A 20834-nucleotide genomic window follows, 5' to 3' on the forward strand; every position below is an offset into this window, starting at 1 on the left:
TAAGCAGTATTGTATGCTACTTTATGACTGATTGTCAAGTCTTTCTTGCATTTTCATCGTTTTTTATCTCTTATACACGAATTTTTGTGTTTTAAATGCAATTTTTTATATAAAATCTTGCATATTTACACCGTCACCCTTTTTTTAATCGTTTTATGAGCACCACTATTTCATGTACCGCAAGCGGAACCGCCGAAATTCCCAACAGCCACAGCCATTCTCCCATCAAAAGGCGACGGGTCTGAAATGCTTCCACCAGCCACGGAATCTCTGTCACTGCCACTTGAAGTGCAAGCCCTGTAAAAAAAGAAAAAATCATAACCGGATTTTCCAGATGATTCATCTGAAAAATAGATTTCTCACAATCCCTCATTCCGATTGCATGAAATAACTGCGAAATTCCAAGCACCGTAAATGCATAAGTCTGTCCGCCTGTCAGAAACGCATACAAAGTAATCGCACCAATCAAAAGCCCATACCCAATCGTAAGCAGCCATCCTCCATGCGCAAACAGGCTTTCCTTCTCATCTCTTGGCTTCTTTGCCATCAACAATCCGGTATCATTTTTATCTACACCAAGCGCCAGTGCCGGAAGGGAATCTGTAATCAGATTCACCCATAAAATATGGCTTGCTTTTAATGGCGATGGCATCGAAAATGCAATCGACACAAACATCGTCATAATTTCTCCAAAGTTTGAGGACAATAAAAATAAAATCGACTTTTTAATATTGACATAAATACTGCGCCCCTCTTCCACTGCTTTTTCAATCGTGGAAAAATTGTCATCTGCCAAAATCAAATCTGCCGCATTTTTAGCCACATCTGTTCCATTTGCGCCCATCGCAATTCCGATATCTGCTGCATGAAGGGACGGTGCATCGTTTACCCCATCTCCTGTCATTGCCACAATTTTTCCATTTTTCTTAAATTCTTTTACAATTTTTACTTTATGTGCCGGTGTTACCCTTGCAAACACACGGATGTCATTCATTTTAGAAGAAAATTCTGCATCACTCATTGCATCTAATTCTTCTCCGGTCACACACTGCTCTCTTTTTCTTGCAATACCGGTCATTTTTGCGATTGAAAATGCCGTTTCCTGATAGTCACCGGTAATCATTACGACTTGAACTCCTGCACGTTTTAATTGATAGACTGACTGGTTTACTTGTTTTCTTGGCGCATCCATCATTCCGGCAAGTCCTGCAAATACCAGATTTTTCATAATACTGCTTTCATTCCAGTCTGATACATGTTCTTTAAAAGCCAGTGCCAGCACCCGAAGTCCCTCTTCTGCCATCCCTTCCATTACTCGTCTGATTTTCATTTTCTGAATCTGTCCAAGCGGTTCTATCTTTCCTCCTATCCACCAGAAACTACAGACTTCCAACAGATAATCACAGGCACCTTTTATATAAGCGCATACTTGACTCTGATCTTTATGCAGCGTAACCATGTATTTTTTATCTGAATCAAACGGAATTTCTTCCAATCTCGGATAACGTTCTTCCAACCGCTCCCTCGATATCCCCATCTGTTCTCCCATAGAAAGAAGTGCAAGTTCTGTGGAATCCCCCAGTTCCGTCTTTCCGATTACTGCATTATTACAAAGCAAAAATCCCTGCATCAAACGGGAAAATTCTCTTGGTCGAACCTGAGAAACCGATAAGGTTTTATCCTCCGCATAAAGTTTCAACACTTTCATTTTATTTTCCGTCAACGTTCCGGTCTTATCAGAACAAACCACACTGACCGCTCCAAGTGTTTCTACAGCTGGTAATTTACGGATAATCGTATTGGCTTTTGCCATTCTTGCCACACCAAGTGCCAGTACAATCGTTACAACCGCAGGAAGTCCTTCCGGAATTGCTGCAACTGCCAAAGAAATGGATAACAACAGCATCTGTAACAGATTTCTATGTTGAAGCACTCCCATCAAAAAAAGTAACAGACATAAAAAAACAGCCGCCTTACTCAAGATTTTCCCCAGATCTCCCAATCTCTTTTGAAGCGGTGTCATTTCATTTTCCTGTTCATTTATCATCTTGGCTATTTTTCCAAGCTCTGTCTCCATCCCCGTTGCAACTACAATTCCTTCTCCATTTCCCTTCACAATTTCCGTAGATAGAAACAGCATATTTTTTTGTTCAGAGGCTGTAACCTCCTGCTTCATCGTCTCGCAGGCTTTCCTTACTGCCGTGGATTCTCCGGTCAATGCCGACTCATTTACTTCAATTCCCTTACACAAAAACAAACGAATGTCTGCCGGAACCTGGTCTCCGGCTTTCACTTTTACAACATCGCCTTTTACAAGTTCTTCTGCCGGAATTTTTCGGTAAGTCCCATTTCTTTTTACCGTGGCTTCCGGTGCTGTCATTTTCTTTAAGGCATCCATCGCCTTTTTCGCTTTTCCCTCCTGTACTACACCTATCATCGTATTTAAACCAATCACGAATAAAATAATTGCCGTATCACTAAATTCTCTAAGCAGAATAGAAACAGACGCTGCCATAAAAAGGACAAAAATCATCGGGTCATTTAACTGTTTTTGAATCCGGTCTATCGTTGTCTCTTCCCTGACTTTTTTTAATCGGTTTTTCCCATCTGCCTTTAACCTTTTCTCTGCTTCCTGTTGCGTCAGTCCAGCTTTCTCATCTGTATGAAATCTTTTACACACTTCGCCACATTCCATTTGTTCGTACATAAGCCCTCCTGATTTTTCATACTGACCTGTCGGTAGTTTCTTCCCTTTTGCAGGTTCGTATCTTAACAATGATACATTCTATCTCAATGTATGCAGACATTTTTTCAAGAATAACTCATTTCTGTTTGATTTGCGCATTGCCTCGACTTTGCGCTTCTGCTATACTAATTAACGAATATGAAGAAAATTGATACCTTTTGACACTCATATCATATTTTTAGTTAACTAATAAATAGAAAGGATTTCACTATGTGGATTGCAGACCAATGGAAAGATTATGAAGTCATTGATACTTCAAATGGAGAAAAATTAGAGCGATGGGGCGATTATCTTCTGGTTCGTCCAGACCCTCAGGTCATCTGGGATACTCCAAGAACTCACAAAGGATGGAAAAAAATGAATGCACATTACCACCGCAGTAAAAAAGGCGGCGGAGAATGGGAATTTTTCGACCTGCCAAAGCAGTGGACCATTCAGTATAAAAATTTAACCTTCAACTTAAAGCCATTCAGTTTTAAACATACCGGACTGTTTCCGGAGCAGGCAGCAAACTGGGACTGGTTTTCTGAAAAAATCAAAAATGCCGGTCGTCCGATTAAAGTATTAAATCTCTTTGCCTACACGGGCGGGGCAACTCTTGCCGCTGCTGCTGCCGGTGCTCATGTTACCCATGTGGATGCTTCAAAGGGCATGGTCACCTGGGCAAAAGAAAATGCCATTTCTTCCGGACTCGGCGATGCACCAATCCGCTGGCTGGTTGATGACTGTGTCAAATTTGTAGAACGTGAAATCAGACGTGGAAATCACTACGACGCCATTATCATGGATCCACCATCTTATGGACGAGGACCAAAAGGAGAAATCTGGAAAATTGAAGAGGCAATTCACCCATTAGTAAAGCTCTGTGCTAAACTTTTAAGTGACAATCCTCTGTTTTTCCTGATTAACTCCTATACAACCGGACTTGCTCCTGCTGTTTTAACTTATATGATTTCAACCGAATTAAAACAATTTAACGGAAAAGTAGATTCACAGGAAATCGGTCTTCCGGTTACCGAAAGCGGGCTGGTGCTTCCATGTGGAGCTTCCGGACGCTGGGAATCCATCGACAAGTAAGACGAAAGAAAAAGAGGTGTAAACTATGTTTGGTTCAACATTTGGAAACCTGTTTAAAATTACAACCTGGGGAGAATCTCATGGAAAAGGCATCGGTGTTGTGATAGACGGATGCCCTGCCGGACTTCCGCTTTGTGAAGAGGATATTCAAACTTATCTTGACCGCAGGAAACCAGGACAGTCCCGTTTTACCACCATGAGAAAGGAGGCAGACCGCGTGGAAATTCTTTCCGGTGTCTTTGAAGGAAAGACTACCGGTACTCCGATTTCCCTTATGGTAAAAAATACCGACCAGCGTTCTCATGATTATAGTGAAATCGCCAATTATTATCGCCCGGGACATGCAGACCGTAATTACGATATCAAATACGGATTCCGCGATTACCGTGGGGGCGGACGTTCTTCCGGACGTGAAACCATCGGTCGTGTTGCTGCCGGTGCAGTTGCGGCGAAAATGTTAAAATCTCTTGGAATTCAGATTTCTGCCTATACTTTGTCCATCGGACCTGTTGCTATTAATAAAGAAAAATTTGATTTATCGGAAGCTGAAAATAATCCGCTTTATATGCCCGATGCAGAGGCTGCAAAAAAAGCTTCCGACTATCTTGAAACCTGCATGCAAGAACAAAATTCTGCCGGTGGAATGGTGGAATGTATGATTATCGGCGTGCCTGCCGGAATTGGCGAACCTGCCTTTGAGAAATTAAATGCCAACCTTGGAAAAGCCATTCTTTCTATCGGAGCTGTAAAAGCTTTTGAAATCGGAGATGGAATTGCAGTTGCACAATCCGACGGACTTCATAATAATGATGCTTACTGTGCAGATGAAGCTGGCCACATTACGAAAAAGACCAACCATTCCGGTGGTATCACAGGCGGAATCAGCGACGGATGTGAAATTTTATTCCGAGCAGCATTTAAACCGACTCCATCTATTTCTGCCACTCAGGAAAGTGTCACAAGAGCCGGCGAAAATCTGGATATCTCAATCAAAGGACGTCATGACCCGATTATCGTTCCAAGAGCGGTTGTTGTAGTAGAATGTATGGCTGCCCTGGTTATCTTAGATGCCATGCTTGCCGGAATGACAAGCCGATTTGATTTGGTTCAGAAATTTTTCCGGGAATTGTATTAAAACAAGGGAGAGAGTATTTTAACCAACTATACTCTCTCCCTTGTTTTAAAGTCCAAATCCATCTCTGACAATCTTTGCCAGAATTTCATGACCTTTTGCGGTCAAATGAATACAATCTGTGGTGATGGCATCATGTCCCAATCTTTCAATCTCGCGATTAAGAGGTTCTTGAACCGAAATAAATCTTGCGTGGTAATTACGCGCCAGTTTTCTAATATTCTTTGACATCTTTTTCTGCCAAGGCACCCAATTTTCATATTTTCCATCTTTTGGGAAAATAAACGGCTCCAGTGTGATGATTTCTGCCTGCGTCTCTCGGGATAAATCAAATAACATTTCGTGATAAGCACGAATACTATCTTCCAACATATACAATTTTTCATGCTCTGTTGTGTCGGCTTCTGCTATCAGTCCTACATCGTTAATTCCTACAAGGATACTTACATAATTCGGATGAAACGCAATACAGTCCTTATGCAGGTCTTCTGCAATTCGTTCCGTAATGTAACCATCAACTCCCTGATTTAAAACATTCCAATTCTGACTGACGGAGTCTGCAAATCCCTTTACATACCCATTCCCAAGCGGCGGACAAGAGGTGGTTCTCCCCGCATCTGTAATACTGTCACCTAAAAATACAATTACACCCATGGCTATTCTCCTTCAGCAATGGACTTTTTGTCCACCTAATTGTATAACATCTATTTTAACTGAAAATGACACTTATTGCAAATAGTAATTTTGTGAAGTCTTAACAAAAATCTTTTTTTATGTCATTTTAACTGGACATTGGGCGAAATAAAGTATATAATCATTCACATCTTAAATTCTTAGTTCACTTCGTCGAAGTCATTTTTATTCCTTATTTTCATGATTTTTCCATTATTTTTACCAATTTTCTCAGAAAGGACTGGTATATTTATGCCTTTACAGGCTCAATTTCTGCTTTTTTTATCTGCCGGAGCTCTCTGCTGTGATTTATTCTTGCAAAAAGTTCCAAATCTCTGGATTTTTCTTGGTATTCTTCTGGGTTTCTCTTATCAGATATTTCAAAACGGCTTTTTTGGTCTGCTTTTCTCCCTGAAAAATTTTTTTCTTCCCATCCTGATTTTATTTCCACTGTTTATTTTTCACGCAATGGGGGCTGGAGATTTAAAGCTTTTTGGTACGCTTGGCATTTTTCTCAATTTTTCCGACATTTTTTCCTTGATTGCTTTTTCATTCTTCATCGGCGCATTGATTTCCTGCCTGCTGTTTTTAAGCTCTGCCTATTTCTTAGAACGAATTTCTTATTTCTTTTCTTATGTCTCCGATATTTTTTCCAAAAAACAAATTCATCCCTATATGAAATCCGGAAATCGTCCTGAACATTTTCATTTTACAGTTCCCATTTTTCTTGCCACCCTGCTCTTAATTGGAGGATTTTGTTTATGACCAAAAAAATCATTGCACTTTACGATTCTAACGAAGATTTTATCTGTCGTCTCTGTTCTGGCTTTCAACAAAACTGCACTCTTTCTTTAGAGTTTCTCCCCTTTACTTCTCTCGAAAAACTTCTTACGTTTCATTCTGACCATTCAATTTCCATGCTTCTTACCACAGAAGCCATGCTGACACCACAGCTTATTTCTCTATTTTCTGAAACTTTGATTCTACTTTCTGAAGAAAATCTCTCTTATAAGAAAAATCTGCCCTGTCTTTTTAAGTATCAACCATGCAGTCAGCTTTTTCAGGACTTAATGAAACTTTGTTCCAATCAGATTTTCTTAACAATGGAACATTCAACAAATTCTGACACTCAAAACCTGACGCTCATCGGCATCTATTCTCCGGTTGCACGCTGTGGAAAAACTGCATTTGCACTTGCAGCTTCCCAGTTTCTTTCCGAAAAAAATCCAACTCTTTTTATCAGCTTTGAATCCTGTTCCGGTCTGTCTTATTTTCTTTCTAATAACACCACTTACACCATCGGCGACCTTTTTTATCTGCTGCGCCACAAAAAAGAAAATCCTTTTGCATTTCTTGCTTCACTAATTCAAAAAAATGGATCGCTTCATTATCTCCCTCCTGTCTATGTTCCGCAGGATATCTGGAATCTTACTTCCGCCGACTGTGAAGCGCTCTTCGCTCTTTTTGCTATGGAAGAAAATCCCTATCAGACTCTGGTTCTCGATTTTGGTCCAAATCTTTCTGCTGTCTTTCCTGTTTTTTCTGAATGTAATACCTTGTTTCTGCCTAATTTAAAAGAACCTGTTTCTATGGCAAAATCAGAACAGTATAAAGCCTATTTAACGAACACAAAACAGGAACTCATTTTAGAAAAAACTCATTCTTGTTTTCTTCCCCCTCCTGATAGTTCTCATTTTCCAGATTCTTTTTTATCCGGTGTATTTGGTGATGCCGTAAAATACGAACTTTCCAAAGCCGGATACCTTTAATTTTCTCTTTTAATTTCAATCAGCTTTTTATCTTTTATAGCTTATCTTTTCTTTTTTTAATTTTTTAAGTTTTCAAAGGAGACATAGTTATGGATTGTTTTTTAACCTTACAAAATCAGCTTTTTGAGCAGTTAAATTCTTTATGGGAATCCGATGATGAAGAAATTCTCGAAAAAATTGACGAACTGCTTTTGCAGGAGGGCTCAAACTACGGTCTGAGCCTCAATGAAAAAGCCAATCTTAGAAAAGAATTATTTCGCTCCATCCGAAAACTCGATGTGCTTCAAGAACTTCTCGAAGATACCAGCATTACCGAAATTATGGTAAACGGATGGGACAAAATTTTTATTGAACGGGAAGGACACTTGATTACATGGAATAAGACTTTTACTTCAAGCGGAAAACTTGAAGATGTAATTCAACAGATTGTTGCCCGCTGTAACCGTGTCATTAATACCCTGCATCCGATTGTGGATGCAAGACTGGAAAACGGTGCCCGTGTCAATGCAGTCATTCCGCCGATTTCTGTGGATGGTCCGATTTTAACCATTCGACAATTTCCTAAAGAAGCCATCACAATGAAAACTCTGCTCGAAAAGCAAAGTATTACCAAACAGGTATTATCTTTTTTGCTCCCTCTGGTAAAAGCACGTTATACCATTTTAATCGGCGGTGGAACCGGAGCCGGAAAAACGACTTTTTTAAATGCACTTTCCGCTTATATTCCAAAAGATGAACGCATTATCACCATTGAAGATAATGCTGAGCTTCAAATCCAGGGAATCCCAAACCTTGTCCGTCTTGAATGTCGAATGGCAAATATCGAGGATTCACAGGAAATCACAACTGCTGACTTATTAAAAACGGCACTTAGAATGAGACCCGACCGGATTATTGTCGGTGAAGTCAGAAGCGAAGCAAGCGAACTGCTTCAGGCAGTCAATGTTGGTTCAGAAGGCAGCCTTTCTACCATTCATGCAAACAGCTGTGCCGATATGGTCAGCAGACTTGAAACCCTTGTGCTGGTTCACTTGAATATGCCGATTACTGCCATCCGCCGTCAGATTGTCTCAGGCTTTGACCTTTTTATTCATCTGGGACGTCTGCGTGACAAAAGCCGTAAAGTGTTAGAAATCTCTGAACTGGATGGACTAAAAAACGGAGAAGTACAGTTAAATCCTATTTTCTGTTATGAAGAAGAACAGGGGCTTGTCTTTAAAAATCATCTGAAACACACTGAAAAATTAGAAAGGGCAGGAATTTCTTATGAAACCCTCTTATGTGAAACTATCTTATGACCATTATACCTTTTCTCTTCGAGAACGGATTCAGTATTCGGTCTTCTCTCTGATTTTGTGCTTCCTTGTCAATGACTTATGCTACCGAAACGTGATTTCTTTTTTTCTTCTTCTGCCCTTTTGTTTTCTGTATCTTCCTTTTAAGAAAAAACAGCTTCTTTATGAGAAGCGAAAACGGCTTTATCATCAGTTTCGGGATGCATTAAATTCTATTGATGCCGCTGTTTCTGCCGGCTATTCTCTTGAAAATGCAGTTTCGGAAGCAAAAAAAGATTTAATGCGTATTTACGGAACTTACAGCGAAATGGTTCTTGAATTATCTTACATGGAATCTCAGATGCTTCTCAGTGTTCCGGTAGAAAAATTATTTTATGAACTTGGTAAAAAAAGTCAGGTAGAAGATATCCGTAACTTTTCTGAGATTATTGCACAGGCAAAACGAACGGGTGGAAATCTTCGGGAAACTTTGGAAAAAAGTGCACGCATCATCGAAGAAAAAATTGACGTCAAAAAAGAAATTGACTCTCTGCTTTCTGCAAAAAAAATGGAACATACCTTTATGAGTCTTATGCCCGCCGGAATTATTCTTTATATGCGTCTTACCTCTCCAGGCTTTCTTGATGTTCTCTATCACAATATAGCCGGAGTCTGTATCATGACAATCTGCCTGATCTTGTACCTGACAGCATTTTTCTTTGGCAGGAGGATGGTTCAAATTGAAATCTAAAACGAAACTAAACTCTAAAACAAACTTAAACTCTAAAGCAAAATTAAAACCTAAAGCAAACTTGAAACCTAAAGCAAACTTGAAACCAAGCCTAAAAGATGCAAAGGAACAAACCCTGCTGCGAGTCAGTATTTTTCTGATTCTCTTTGGAAATCTTCTGGGAATTTCTCTTGGATTATGGCAGAGCCGACATCCCGATATTGTTACTGATTTAAAACGTAGCGAATACAATGAAAGCATTCACGAAGAATCCCTGAAATTTCAGACAGACGATGGAAAAACACACCATATTACACTGAAAGTTCCATCCAAAACCTACAGCAAAGAGGAATCACAGACTCTTTTAGATGAAGCCTCAAAAAAACTGGATTCTTCCATTCTTGGAAAAAATAAGAGTTTTTCTTCCATTCATACACCGCTTTCTCTTCCCGAATCTCTTCCTGATTGTCCTGTTCAGCTTTTTTGGACAACCTCTGACCCTAAAATACTCGACTATACCGGTGCTATCGGAGAAGATGTCCCTTCTAAGGGTGCTTCCGTTACGCTTCGCTGTCAGCTTTCGCTTGAAGAAGAGACGCTTTCATGGCAGAAAGAGCTTTATGTTTATCCTGAAAAATTAAGCAAAGAAAAATCATTAAATGCCTCCATTCAAAAAGCAGTTACAAATGATTCTTCAAGCAATCCAACCCTTGCTCTTCCTGATTCAATTGACGGGCAGCATCTATTCTTTTATAAAGAACCTGCAAAGACTGGTCTTTTTGTCTGTATCTTCTTCAGCTTGCTCGGTTTCTTACTTCTTCCATTGAAACGGCAAAAAGAACAAGAAAAAATAGAAAAGCAAAAAGTACTGATGCAAAGAGATTACCCCGATCTTGTCAGTAAACTGCTGTTGTTTTTGCATGCCGGTCTTACGATACGTGCAAGTCTTGAAAAAATTGCAGACGATTATCAGAAAAATTACCGGAATCAAAATCTGCCCAAACGTCCTGCTTACGAAGCACTTTTAGAGACCTGTCATGAATTAAAAGGTGGACTGTCACAGCCTCGTGCTTATGAAAATTTTGGCAGCCGCTGTCCCTGTCCGGAATACAAAATTTTATCTGTACTTTTAATTCAAAACTTAAAAAAAGGAAATCAAAATACTCTCCTGCTCTTAGAGAAAGAGGTCACGGACGCCCTTGAAAATCGCAAACGAAAAGCACGGATTCTCGGAGAAGAAGCACAGACAAAACTTCTCTTTCCCATGCTTTTACAGCTTGTAATCGTTCTGGCACTTCTAATGCTTCCCGCATTTCTAAGTTTTACCTAATCGATTTATCTATATTTTTAGATTTTACCTGATTTATTTAGCCATTAAAGTCAAACACACATTTTCCTTAGAAAGGAGGTGAGACTTATGAAACAGAATTTACTAAAACTTTTTCTGGAAGATGAATCAGGCGTAACTGTTATTGAAATTGTACTGATTTTGGTTGTTTTAATCGGACTTGTCATTATTTTCAAAAATCAGCTCAATTCTTTGATTCAATCACTCTTAGACAAAATAACAAAACAAAGCAGTTCTATTTAACAGGAGGATTTATCTGTGAAGAAATGCAGAGGAAGTATGACGATTACGATGTGCCTGGTTTTTTCTATCCTGCTCTCTCTTCTCCTCTCGGGTATTCAGCTTGCCCGAACTCAGGCAGGACGGATTCAGGCAATGCATGCAGCCGATACCGGTATTTATTCTATTTTCGCCCAATATGATAAGGATTTATTAGATTCTTATGATTTATTCTATCTTGATGCCGGCTACGGAAGCAGTCAAGTTAATCCTTCTTTTATCGTCCGGCAGATGGAATCTTTTATGAAGCCCACACTCGAAACAAGTCTTACCAGATGTCAGATTCAAAGTTGTGCAATCACCGGGTATGTGCTTTCTACGGATGAAAATGCACGTTCTTTTATGGGGCAGGTCTCCCGGGCTGTTAAAAATCAACTTGGAACACAAGCCATCTCTTCTTTAAGAGATTTCCTTGAACAGACGGACTCTACCCTTAAAAATCAGGAAGAACAAAAAGAACAAGGACTACCAGACATGGAATTTGATGTCACAGAAGCAGAAGAACACCCTCCCGCATTTACGGAAACCAATAATCCTATCGCCATCTTAAAACGATTGCGTGAACTTGGCATCCTTGGTCTGGTACTGCCCTCAGACCGGCAGGTTTCCCAAAAAGAAATTTCTCTTACAGATACACTCTCTCACCGCACACTTCAAAAAGGCATGGGCACTCTTCAAAGTCAGAACAGCGATTCCGGTAAATTATTAATGCAGGCTTATGTTATGGACAAACTTGGAAATTATATCACCGAAAAAGACGGACATGCCCTAAGTTATGAAGCTGAATACATAATCGGTGGTCGTGCTTCCGATGAAGAAAACCTAAAAGCAACCGTCCACCGGCTGATTGCCATTCGTGAAGCGGCCAATTGTGTGTATCTTTATACTGACCCTCAAAAACGAGAAGAAGCGGCTATGACCGCTGCTGCCTTATGTTCCCTTCTTTTAATTCCAGAGGGCATGGCAATCGCAGAAGCACTTATTATTGCCGGATGGGCTTATGCCGAAAGCCTGCTTGATGTAAGACAGCTCATGCTTGGAGGCAGTGTTCCGGCAATTAAATCGACTGAAAGCTGGCAGCTAAATCTCTCACAGATTGGACAGATTTTCACTCTTCTCCAAAGCGATACCATTCGCTCCCATTCCGGGCTTAATTATCAAAATTATCTGCATCTTCTTTTGTATTCTTCTTCTGAACAGACACAGGCATTTCGATGCATGGATATGATTGAACAGAATATTCGAACACTTCCAAAACGTTCTTCATTTTACATGGATTCCTGCATTGAAAGCCTGGAGACAGAAACAATTTTTACAGGTCCGCAACAGAAAACCTGGAGTGCTGTACGCACTTACGGGTATGATATGTAACCGATAACCCTTTTTACACTCATGTATTCTCACAAAAGTCAAGTGGATATTCGCAATTAAAAGCCAGGAACTTTTTTGATTCGGTCAAATCCCAAAAGACTTCGAGGATATATACATTCCAGGAGGATTTATGGATAAGATAAACGACTCTGTAAATAGCACTGACAGGCTTAATTTAAAATCAAACTATTTAAAATCAACACGAAAGGAAAAATACTCTCTTCAGCCCTCTGCAAGCCTGGCTGTAGAAAGTGCATTTGTCTTTCCATTCTTCTTCCTGGCTATTGTAATCCTTGTTTTATTTCTTGATTTATATCGGATTCAGTCAGTCATTCAAGCATCTCTTAGCCAAAGCAGCCGGGAACTCGGAATGTATGCTTACTGCGAATCTGACGCTGAATCTTCTCCTGTCGGCGCAGTTTCCAGTGCCCTATGCATCGCTTATGCAAAAACTCAGCTTTCCAACGCACTGAAAGAAGAAGCTCTGCCCCAGATTTTGGGACATAAAAATGGCATCTCTCTTTTGATGTCCTCTTACCAAAATGGACGGATTACCTTAAAAGCCTCTTTTTTATACAAAAGCCCTGTCGCTCTGATTCCACTTCAGCCAATTCCTGTTACCATCGTATCTTCTGTTCATGCATGGACTGGCTATGATTCCAACAATACGGATATGGATACTTCTGATTCCGAAGAAATGGTTTATGTGACCGATTATCAAGGTGTCTATCATACCTTTTCCGATTGTACTTATCTTTCTCTTTCTGTTACAACTGCTTCAAAATCCAATCTTTCTTCTCTTCGCAATGTTTATGGAGAAAAATACCATCCCTGTGAGCGCTGTGTCCGCTCCTCTTCTAACCAGAACACTTTTTATATTACGCAAAGCGGAAACCGTTATCACAGCAGTTCTTCTTGTGGCGGATTGACCCGTCACGTAAGACTTATCAAGAAATCCGAACTACAAAATCTACATCTATGTTCCCGATGCTCACAACGAAATGGAGGTCATTAAATCTATGCAAAGCAAAATTGCTGTCTTATTTTTTTTAGCTTTTATGGGATTGGAAGATTTCAAAGACCAATGCGTCTCCCTTTGGAAAATTTTACTTTTTCTTATAACCGGAATCTTTTATTTCTGTATTCAGTATCAGTGGATTTCAATTCCGATTTTTTCCAAAATGCAGACTTCTCTTACTTCCGGTTTTCCCGCCCTTCCCGCAATTTTTCTTTCCGTTCTGCCCGGAACTGCACTGTTATTATTATGCTGGATTTCAAACGGTGCAATCGGTCTGGCCGACGGATTGATTGTGCTTGCCCTTGGCATCTGGATTGGGTTCTGGGAATTACTCGGAGTCTTATCCGGTGCTTTTTTTCTTTCTTTTTTCGTGGCAGGATTTTTATTCTTCTTTCATAAAAAAAACCGCACTGAAACCATCCCCTTTATTCCATTTTTACTGGCCGGCATGTTCCTGAATCTGTTTTTTTCCCAATCGGTTTAAGGAGGAATTGACATGACAAAGTTAAAACTTCGTGGCAGTTATACCGTAGAAGCTGCCTGTTTAAGCGGTTTATTTCTACTGGTTATTTTTGCCTCTCTTTTTTTAATAATTGGAACACTTCATCATAGCATCCGTACAAATGCATCTCTTGAAGCTTCTGAACTTGGAAGCATACAGTCTGTCAGAAAGAATCAAGACGGGCTCTCTACTGCAAATCTCAGAATCCACTGGGAAACAGGTGGTTATTCTGTTTCCGGAAGCAACCATGAAGTCCTTGTTTCCTTTGAAGAACAATTCCGTTTTCCAATTTTTAACTTAAACTGGCACATCAAAGGCACATCCCATTCTAAAGTGATACAACCGGTTCTTTTTATTGAAAAAATCAAAAAAGCTCAGGCATTGTGCAATATTTCCGGTAGCAATTCCCAATAAAATCACACCGGGATATTCCATATCCCCACACTCAACTACCGACTCGCAATGAAATAACTTTAACTCTAAAATTTTTATTCAGGAGATAAAAAAATATGGATATTTCTTATAAACGTGAACTCAATCACAGCTATCTTATTTTAAAAAATGAAAATCAACAGGCATTATCCGATTACCCTGCAAAGATGCTGTTTTCCAATTCAATTAAAGGACTGTTACCATGCATCCCTCGTCTGATTGATGGAGAAACTTCTCTTTACTATGAAATTACTTCACGGCAAAGTCTGTCTCAAATATATGAAACAAAAAAATTCAATTCTAACGACTTGAAAGCTTTATTTGAAGCACTCTTAAATACAATTACCTGCATGGAGGATTATCTGCTTGACGCTGACCTCCTGCTTCTTTCTCCCGATTACATTTATCAGGATTTTGAATCTTCTTTTTATTTTTGCTGTTTTCCACTTGAACCAGCTTCGTCTGATAAAGATTTTATCTCTTTAACCGAATATCTTCTGCCTAAAATTAACCATGAAGATAACAATGCCGTACTTTTAGGCTATGGACTGTACAAAGACAGCCTTGAGTCACCACTTTGTCCTGCTCTCTTAAAAACCGCACTTGCAAAATTAAAATCTAAAGAACCCGATGTTCAAAACCTCTATCACTCAAATGTTTTTCAAAAACAGAATCTCCATCCCGATAATGAAGATTCCCCTTCACAAGACGTCATGACGTCCTTTTTTGAAGAAGAGACCTTGCACGAAAAAACTTCTGTCGGGTGGCTGATTGGGATTTTACTTTCACTTTCCGCCTTTTTTGTCTGTATCTATTTCTGCCTGCACTATCGTCTGATTTCTATTTCTCAGGCCATCCTCAATTTCCTTCTTTTTATTCTTCTTGGTGGAGGTTCTCTTCTTATCTTTTTCCTTACTTCAAGACATCAAAAAAAGAAGTCTGAGTCAATTTTTAATTTTGCTTCAGACTTCTTTTCCCATTCAAACTCCTCTTCTAATTCAGATTTCTCCTCTGATTTAGATTTCTCCTCTGATTCAGGTTTTTCTTCTAATCCAAGTTCTTCCAACTCAAATTTTTCTTCTGATTTTGAAGCTTCTACGCCTCAAATGCCAAACCCTCAATCTCCCGCCTGTTCTTCCGACACAGTACTGCTTCAACCAGATACCTCTGCCCAAACACCATCTGCCTCTCTGACTGTTTTTGAAAATGGACAGCCCCTCACCGTTTTCTTAACAGAAGAATTTCTGCTTATCGGAAAACATCCTGAACTTGCCGGTCTCTGCCTCTCTATTCCAACTGTCAGCCGTCTGCATGCCAGAATCCGAAAAGATGCCGCCTGCTTTTTCATTATGGATTTAAATTCCAAAAACGGAACTTTTATAAACGGTAAACCACTTTCTCCTCAGGAAGAATATCAGCTTTGTGATAACGATAAGATTCAAATCAGCGAAGTAGAGCTTATCTTTCATGACTCACAGATTAATCTTAACAAACGATAAAATCTGCAAATTTCGCATTTACTACCCTTGCCAGCTCCTGCGGATTTACTTTTATTGTAGACCCAATCCTTCCCCCACTGACATAAATCATGTCAAAGGTTTCGGCACTTTCCTGAATAATCGTCGGATACAGTTTTTTCATACCAAGTGGACTGCATCCTCCACGAACATAACCTGTTACTTTTGTAATATCTTTTACATGAATCATTTCGATTGATTTTTCGCCCAGCACTTTTGCTGCTTTCTTTAAATCTACTTCTTCTGCAATCGGAATGACCAGCACATAATACTCTTTGCTTTTTCCCTGCGCTACCAGAGTTTTAAAAGACTGTTCCACTGGTGCACCGGTCTTTTCTGCGGTATGAAGCCCATCGATAAATTCATCGCACTCATAATTAATTGTTTCATAAAAAATTTTGTTTTTGTCCAAAATTCTCATTGCGTTTGTTTTTACTTCTTTGTCCTTATGTTTTGCCATTTTTACTTTCCTCGTTTTTGTTGCTTACAAATTCATTTCTTTACATATACTAAAGTATAAACGAACTCACTTTAAATTTCAATGAAAGCAGAAAGGATGCCTGCCATGAATTCTAATTTTAAAAATCATTCACCTGATTTTATTTCTGATAAATACAATGTAGAGTTCAGCTCCAGACATGACTTTGACGGTCTTGCCACCACAGAAATGACCGGTCTGATTTATCGTGCTCCTGTCTCTTCTGATGAACTGGATTCCTATAAAAGTCTCTATCCATTTTCACCAGAACAATACTGCGACGATTAATTAGTCACTATTTTTCTGGCTTCCCGACGCAAATGTCTGGGGAGTCAGAAATGGAGCAAAAAACTCCTGAATACTTTCTAACGTAAATTCCTCTTCAGAATATTCATGAATTCCATGTGCTTTGGCAAGTTCCTCTGTATAATCCGAAAGTTTATAAACTGCACAGTTTGTCTTTCCAGTATCATAGTGCATGACAAGTGGCTGCATTGAATAATCAGAAACCGTTACTTTTCCTGTATCTAAATCTTTCTTCAATGTAAATTTTGCCATGCCTTCTAACAACTCCGGAATTGCTTCCTGCGTAGACACAAAATTTCCAAGTGAATAATACACCAGCATCTGACCGCCATCTGCTCTTTCTTTCATGCCAAAGGCACGTATTACATGTGGATGGGAACAAATCGTAATATCAACACCCTGACTGGCAAGAAAATCAATTCGATTTTCTGTATCCTCATCGATATCCGTCGTATCTTCCACACCGGTATGTAAAAATACAATTACAACATCACTTTCCGACTTTGCGGTTTCAATATCTTTTGCGACCTGTTCTTCATCAAATACATCAATCGAATAACTTTCATCCTCCGGAAGAGGGGTTGCCTCATTTAAGCCAAATGTATAATTCATCATCGCAATTTTAAAATTTTTCTTTTCTACTACCTGTATACGATTGCGCTCCTCATCCTGCTGATCTTTATGGATTCCAAGCAGAGTAACATTTGGATGACTGGTTCGCCAGAATGTTACAGAATTTAAGATTCCGGCTTTTCCTTTATCATAAGCATGATTACTTGCCTGTGTCACAATGTTAAATCCAGCTTTTATCAGCGCATCTCCACCTTCAAGCGGGGAAGCAAACTCCGGATATCCGGCAACTTCATCATGATTATTCACAAAAACTGTTTCCTGATTCACTGCCGAAAGATCCGCCTCTTCAATTTCTTTTTTTACGTTTTGATACAGAAAATCAAAATTCCAGGCTCCCGAATCTGTTTTTCCTTCTTCTAAAATAGCATCGTGATACAGATTATCGCCAACCGCAATCATAGACAGTGTATTTTCTTTTTCTAATTCTTCTTGTTTCTGTTTTGCCAGTTTTTCCTGCTTTGCTTTTGTCACAGCAGCCTGTTCTGCTTTCTTACGGTTATTTTTTACAATATTTACCCCTGCTGTTATTATAACAATTATCATAATAATGCCAGCCAGCAACATTTTTTGTCTCCTAACCTGTTTTTTTCGACGACGTTCTCTGATTTTTTTCTGGCGTTGTCTCTCTTCCAGTCTTGCCCGTTCTTCCTGATTCATAAATTTCCCCCTTCGATTTCTATGTACTCTCAGAATTATTATATACCTGCTTTTGCAACTCACATCTCATTATAGCAAAGTTCTAAAAAAATAAAAAGAGAACTTTATGCGCCTCTGTCCACGTAAAGTTCTCTTTTGTATTTCATTCTGATAATTCACTCAAATGATACCACGAATTGCCTTACTGTAATACAGTTCGTACAATTCTGCAATCATTAGATACGATTCACGCCAGTATCTCTTGCTGCTTTTGCAACTGCTTCAGATACCACTTTTGCAACTCGTTTATCAAATGGATTTGGAATAATGTAATCTTCTGCAAGATCTTTTTCATCAACCAGTCCTGCGATTGCATAAGCTGCTGCAACTTTCATCTCATCGTTAATGTCTTTTGCTCTGACATCTAATGCGCCACGGAAAATTCCAGGAAAAGCAAGTACGTTATTAATCTGGTTCGGGAAGTCACTTCTTCCTGTTCCGACAACTGCTGCACCTGCTTTTTTCGCAAGGTCAGGCATAATTTCCGGTACCGGATTTGCCATCGGGAAGAGGATTGGTTTTTCAGCCATGGATTTCACCATTTCTTCTGTTACCGCACCCGGCGCAGATACACCGATAAATACATCAGCGCCTTTGATTACTTCTTCAAGACTTCCTTTTTCTTTATCCAGATTGCAGATTTTTGCCATTTCCTGTTTTTCTGCATTTAAGCCCTCACGACCTTCATAAATCGCACCTTTTCTGTCGCACATGATTACTCGTTTTAATCCAAGGCTTACTAACAGTTTAATGATTGCGATTCCTGCTGCACCAGCACCTGAAGTAACAACTTTTACTTCATCCAATTTCTTTCCTGTCAATTTTAACGCATTAATTAATGCTGCTGCTGTTACAACTGCTGTACCATGCTGGTCATCATGGAAAATCGGAATATCACAGCACTCTTTTAATTTTCTTTCAATTTCAAAGCATCGAGGAGCGGAGATATCTTCCAGATTGACACCGCCAAAACTTCCAGCCAGTAAACGAACAGTGTTTACAATTTCATCTACATCGTTACTTCTTACACATAACGGGAAAGCATCCACATCAGCAAATGCCTTAAATAAAACACATTTTCCTTCCATAACAGGCATACCTGCTTCCGGTCCAATGTTTCCGAGTCCAAGAACTGCGCTTCCGTCTGTCACAACAGCTACCATGTTATGACGTCTTGTATATTTATAAGATAAATCAACATCTTCTGCAATTTTCAGACACGGTTCTGCAACACCTGGTGTATAAGCTACAGAAAGGTCTTCTGGTGTCTCCAGTTTTGCACGGCTGACAACTTCAATTTTACCGCTCCATTCCTCGTGCTGTTTTAAAGCAAATTCTTTTGCATCCATGACGTACTCTCCTTTTGTTTAGTAGAAATTTTATTTTTCGTTTTCAAAGTATCCACAGCTGTCTTTCTTCATTTGCTGTCTGCGCCTATTATAGCATAGGCAAAATTAAAGGGCAACTTTATAATTGATAATTTTTGTCAACAAAATTATCCAATACCTTTATAAATTAATCCCAAAATAAAGATAATGATAGAAAGCGGAACATACACATATTTTGCCACCGGTTTAAATATTACCGGAAGTGGCTTCTTTCTTCCAAGTTCCAGTTCTTCTTTTATTTTATCAAAACCTAATACATAATAAATAGAAATTGCACCCAGTACTGCACCAAACGGAACAATGATAATGGTAATAAAATCCATCCAGTTTCCAACTCTGGTTTCTTCTTCCAATAATAACCCGATTAAAAATGTAATTGCGCCACAAAGCAAAACAGATTTTGTTCTCCCGATTTTAAAACGATTTTGCCAGCTCTCAATTACTGCCTCAAACATATTAATCAGAGAAGTAATTCCGGCAAAGCAGACGGATAAGAAGAAGAGAACTGAGAATAGTCTTCCCATCGGCATCTGTTTAAATACATTTGGCAAAGTAATAAACATTAAAGATGGTCCTGCGGATGGCTCAATTCCAAAGGCAAACACCGCCGGCATAATAGCAAGCGCTGCAAGCAGTGCCGCAATTGTATCAAAGATAAGTGTCTGTAAAGAAGATTTTACAATATCCTCATTCTTTGGCAGATAAGAACCATACACAATCATTCCTGAACCTGTAATCGACAATGAGAAAAATGCCTGTCCCATCGCCATAACCCAGGTATTTACATTTAAAAGTGCTTTCCAGTTCGGCACAAATAAGAAACGGTATCCCTCATGTGAACCCTCTAAGAAAAAGACACGCACTGCAAGTCCCGCAAATAAAATAAAAAATAACGGCATCAGTACTTTATTTGCCCGTTCAATCTGAGATGCGGCTCCTACTAATAAAATGATAACCGTAATCGCCACAATCATCATATGCCACGGAACGTTTTTCATGGATGCGGTAACTCCGGCAAAAAATTCTGCGGAATCCTCTTTCAGCACGGTATTGGTTACTGACGCACCTAAATATCTTAAGACCCATCCAATAATAATCGAATATCCGATTGCAATTCCAAGTGAACCCATAAGCGGAATCCAGCCTAAAATTTTTCCAAGTTTTTCCTGTTTTCTTTCTTTAAAACAATAAGCGTACACCCCAAGCGTTCCTGTTCCTACTTTTCTTCCTGATGCAAATTCTGCGGATAACCCGACAAATCCAAACAACAGAATAAAAAACAGATACGGAATTAAAAATGCTGCTCCGCCATACTCTCCAAGACGATATGGAAACATCCAGATATTTCCCAGACCGACTGCTGAACCTACACAGGCCAATACAAAACCAATTGAGCTTGTAAAGCTCCCATTTTTATGTTTCTCCATTTTTCCCCTTTCCAACTTCACAATTTTACACTTTATAGT

The 20834-nt window shown here is 39.4% G+C and carries 20 protein-coding genes; 13 read left to right on the top strand and 7 right to left on the bottom strand.

What is annotated here, in order from left to right; translation table 11 throughout:
• Positions 1-133: 133 nt before the first annotated feature.
• Positions 134-2707: a cation-translocating P-type ATPase gene (locus ACYQ2D_RS07715; protein ID WP_117456951.1), complete on the bottom strand. Its 2574-nt coding sequence runs from the start codon at positions 2705-2707 to the stop codon at positions 134-136.
• A gap of 249 nt (positions 2708-2956) precedes the next feature.
• On the opposite strand from ACYQ2D_RS07715, the gene ACYQ2D_RS07720 reads away from it, so the two are divergent.
• Complete coding sequence (locus tag ACYQ2D_RS07720; protein ID WP_459785046.1) at positions 2957-3823, top strand: class I SAM-dependent methyltransferase; 867 nt, start codon at positions 2957-2959, stop codon at positions 3821-3823.
• Between the two features lie 25 nt (positions 3824-3848).
• Positions 3849-4958, top strand: coding sequence for a chorismate synthase (gene aroC, locus ACYQ2D_RS07725; protein WP_117456953.1), 1110 nt, complete (start codon positions 3849-3851; stop codon positions 4956-4958).
• Between the two features lie 45 nt (positions 4959-5003).
• Here aroC and ACYQ2D_RS07730 read toward each other — a convergent pair whose 3' ends face one another.
• Entirely contained in the window at positions 5004-5609 is a 606-nt protein-coding gene (locus ACYQ2D_RS07730; RefSeq protein ID WP_118701386.1) for an SGNH/GDSL hydrolase family protein, read from the bottom strand.
• A 270-nt stretch (positions 5610-5879) separates the two neighbouring features.
• Between ACYQ2D_RS07730 and ACYQ2D_RS07735 the strand changes: the two genes are divergently transcribed.
• The 8 genes from ACYQ2D_RS07735 to ACYQ2D_RS07770 all read left to right on the top strand — a co-directional run bounded on the left by ACYQ2D_RS07735 (position 5880) and on the right by ACYQ2D_RS07770 (position 13413).
• Positions 5880-6392, top strand: a complete 513-nt coding sequence (locus ACYQ2D_RS07735; RefSeq protein WP_022303131.1) for an A24 family peptidase — start codon at positions 5880-5882, stop codon at positions 6390-6392.
• The gene (locus tag ACYQ2D_RS07740) at positions 6389-7396 is read left to right on the top strand and encodes a P-loop NTPase family protein (protein WP_117456956.1); all 1008 of its coding nucleotides are present in this window, start codon (positions 6389-6391) and stop codon (positions 7394-7396) included. The genes ACYQ2D_RS07735 and ACYQ2D_RS07740 overlap by 4 nt, the downstream gene beginning before the upstream one ends.
• 89 nt (positions 7397-7485) lie before the next feature.
• Entirely contained in the window at positions 7486-8694 is a 1209-nt protein-coding gene (locus ACYQ2D_RS07745) for a TadA family conjugal transfer-associated ATPase (RefSeq protein ID WP_118701383.1), read from the top strand.
• Positions 8663-9421, top strand: a complete 759-nt coding sequence (locus ACYQ2D_RS07750; protein WP_459785048.1) for a type II secretion system F family protein — start codon at positions 8663-8665, stop codon at positions 9419-9421. Before ACYQ2D_RS07745 ends, ACYQ2D_RS07750 begins: the two co-directional genes overlap by 32 nt.
• Positions 9411-10730 (top strand): type II secretion system F family protein, encoded by a 1320-nt coding sequence (locus ACYQ2D_RS07755; RefSeq protein WP_459785049.1) that lies wholly within the window; start codon positions 9411-9413, stop codon positions 10728-10730. Before ACYQ2D_RS07750 ends, ACYQ2D_RS07755 begins: the two co-directional genes overlap by 11 nt.
• 87 nt (positions 10731-10817) lie before the next feature.
• Positions 10818-10991, top strand: coding sequence for a Flp1 family type IVb pilin (locus ACYQ2D_RS07760; RefSeq protein WP_022303136.1), 174 nt, complete (start codon positions 10818-10820; stop codon positions 10989-10991).
• A 15-nt stretch (positions 10992-11006) separates the two neighbouring features.
• Entirely contained in the window at positions 11007-12398 is a 1392-nt protein-coding gene (locus ACYQ2D_RS07765) for a DUF5702 domain-containing protein (protein ID WP_117456959.1), read from the top strand.
• A 130-nt stretch (positions 12399-12528) separates the two neighbouring features.
• Complete coding sequence (locus tag ACYQ2D_RS07770; protein ID WP_459785050.1) at positions 12529-13413, top strand: TadE/TadG family type IV pilus assembly protein; 885 nt, start codon at positions 12529-12531, stop codon at positions 13411-13413.
• A 135-nt stretch (positions 13414-13548) separates the two neighbouring features.
• Here the strand turns inward: ACYQ2D_RS07770 and ACYQ2D_RS07775 are convergent, their stop codons facing one another.
• On the bottom strand, positions 13549-13725 hold the full coding sequence (locus ACYQ2D_RS07775) for a hypothetical protein (protein WP_187558877.1): 177 nt from the start codon (positions 13723-13725) through the stop codon (positions 13549-13551).
• Between the two features lie 187 nt (positions 13726-13912).
• Between ACYQ2D_RS07775 and ACYQ2D_RS07780 the strand changes: the two genes are divergently transcribed.
• Together ACYQ2D_RS07780 and ACYQ2D_RS07785 are read left to right on the top strand one after the other, a co-directional pair.
• A complete protein-coding gene (locus ACYQ2D_RS07780; protein WP_118701378.1) occupies positions 13913-14332 on the top strand; it encodes a hypothetical protein in 420 nt (139 codons plus the stop codon).
• Between the two features lie 95 nt (positions 14333-14427).
• Positions 14428-15849 (top strand): DUF6382 domain-containing protein, encoded by a 1422-nt coding sequence (locus ACYQ2D_RS07785; RefSeq protein ID WP_459785053.1) that lies wholly within the window; start codon positions 14428-14430, stop codon positions 15847-15849.
• On the opposite strand, the gene ybaK is transcribed toward ACYQ2D_RS07785, so the two are convergent.
• Positions 15836-16327 (bottom strand): Cys-tRNA(Pro) deacylase, encoded by a 492-nt coding sequence (ybaK, locus tag ACYQ2D_RS07790; RefSeq protein WP_117456964.1) that lies wholly within the window; start codon positions 16325-16327, stop codon positions 15836-15838. The genes ACYQ2D_RS07785 and ybaK overlap by 14 nt on opposite strands.
• Positions 16328-16432: 105 nt before the next feature.
• Here ybaK and ACYQ2D_RS07795 point away from each other — a divergent pair, with 105 nt between their 5' ends.
• Complete coding sequence (locus tag ACYQ2D_RS07795) at positions 16433-16633, top strand: GTPase (protein WP_117456965.1); 201 nt, start codon at positions 16433-16435, stop codon at positions 16631-16633.
• On the opposite strand, the gene ACYQ2D_RS07800 is transcribed toward ACYQ2D_RS07795, so the two are convergent.
• The 3 genes from ACYQ2D_RS07800 to ACYQ2D_RS07810 all read right to left on the bottom strand — a co-directional run bounded on the left by ACYQ2D_RS07800 (position 16634) and on the right by ACYQ2D_RS07810 (position 20795).
• Positions 16634-17941 (bottom strand): CapA family protein, encoded by a 1308-nt coding sequence (locus ACYQ2D_RS07800; RefSeq protein WP_117456966.1) that lies wholly within the window; start codon positions 17939-17941, stop codon positions 16634-16636.
• A gap of 215 nt (positions 17942-18156) precedes the next feature.
• The gene (locus ACYQ2D_RS07805; RefSeq protein WP_022303145.1) at positions 18157-19329 is read right to left on the bottom strand and encodes an NAD(P)-dependent malic enzyme; all 1173 of its coding nucleotides are present in this window, start codon (positions 19327-19329) and stop codon (positions 18157-18159) included.
• A 146-nt stretch (positions 19330-19475) separates the two neighbouring features.
• The gene (locus tag ACYQ2D_RS07810; protein WP_117456967.1) at positions 19476-20795 is read right to left on the bottom strand and encodes a sodium-dependent transporter; all 1320 of its coding nucleotides are present in this window, start codon (positions 20793-20795) and stop codon (positions 19476-19478) included.
• Positions 20796-20834: the final 39 nt, after the last annotated feature.

The sequence above is a fragment of the Blautia stercoris genome (assembly GCF_054657695.1).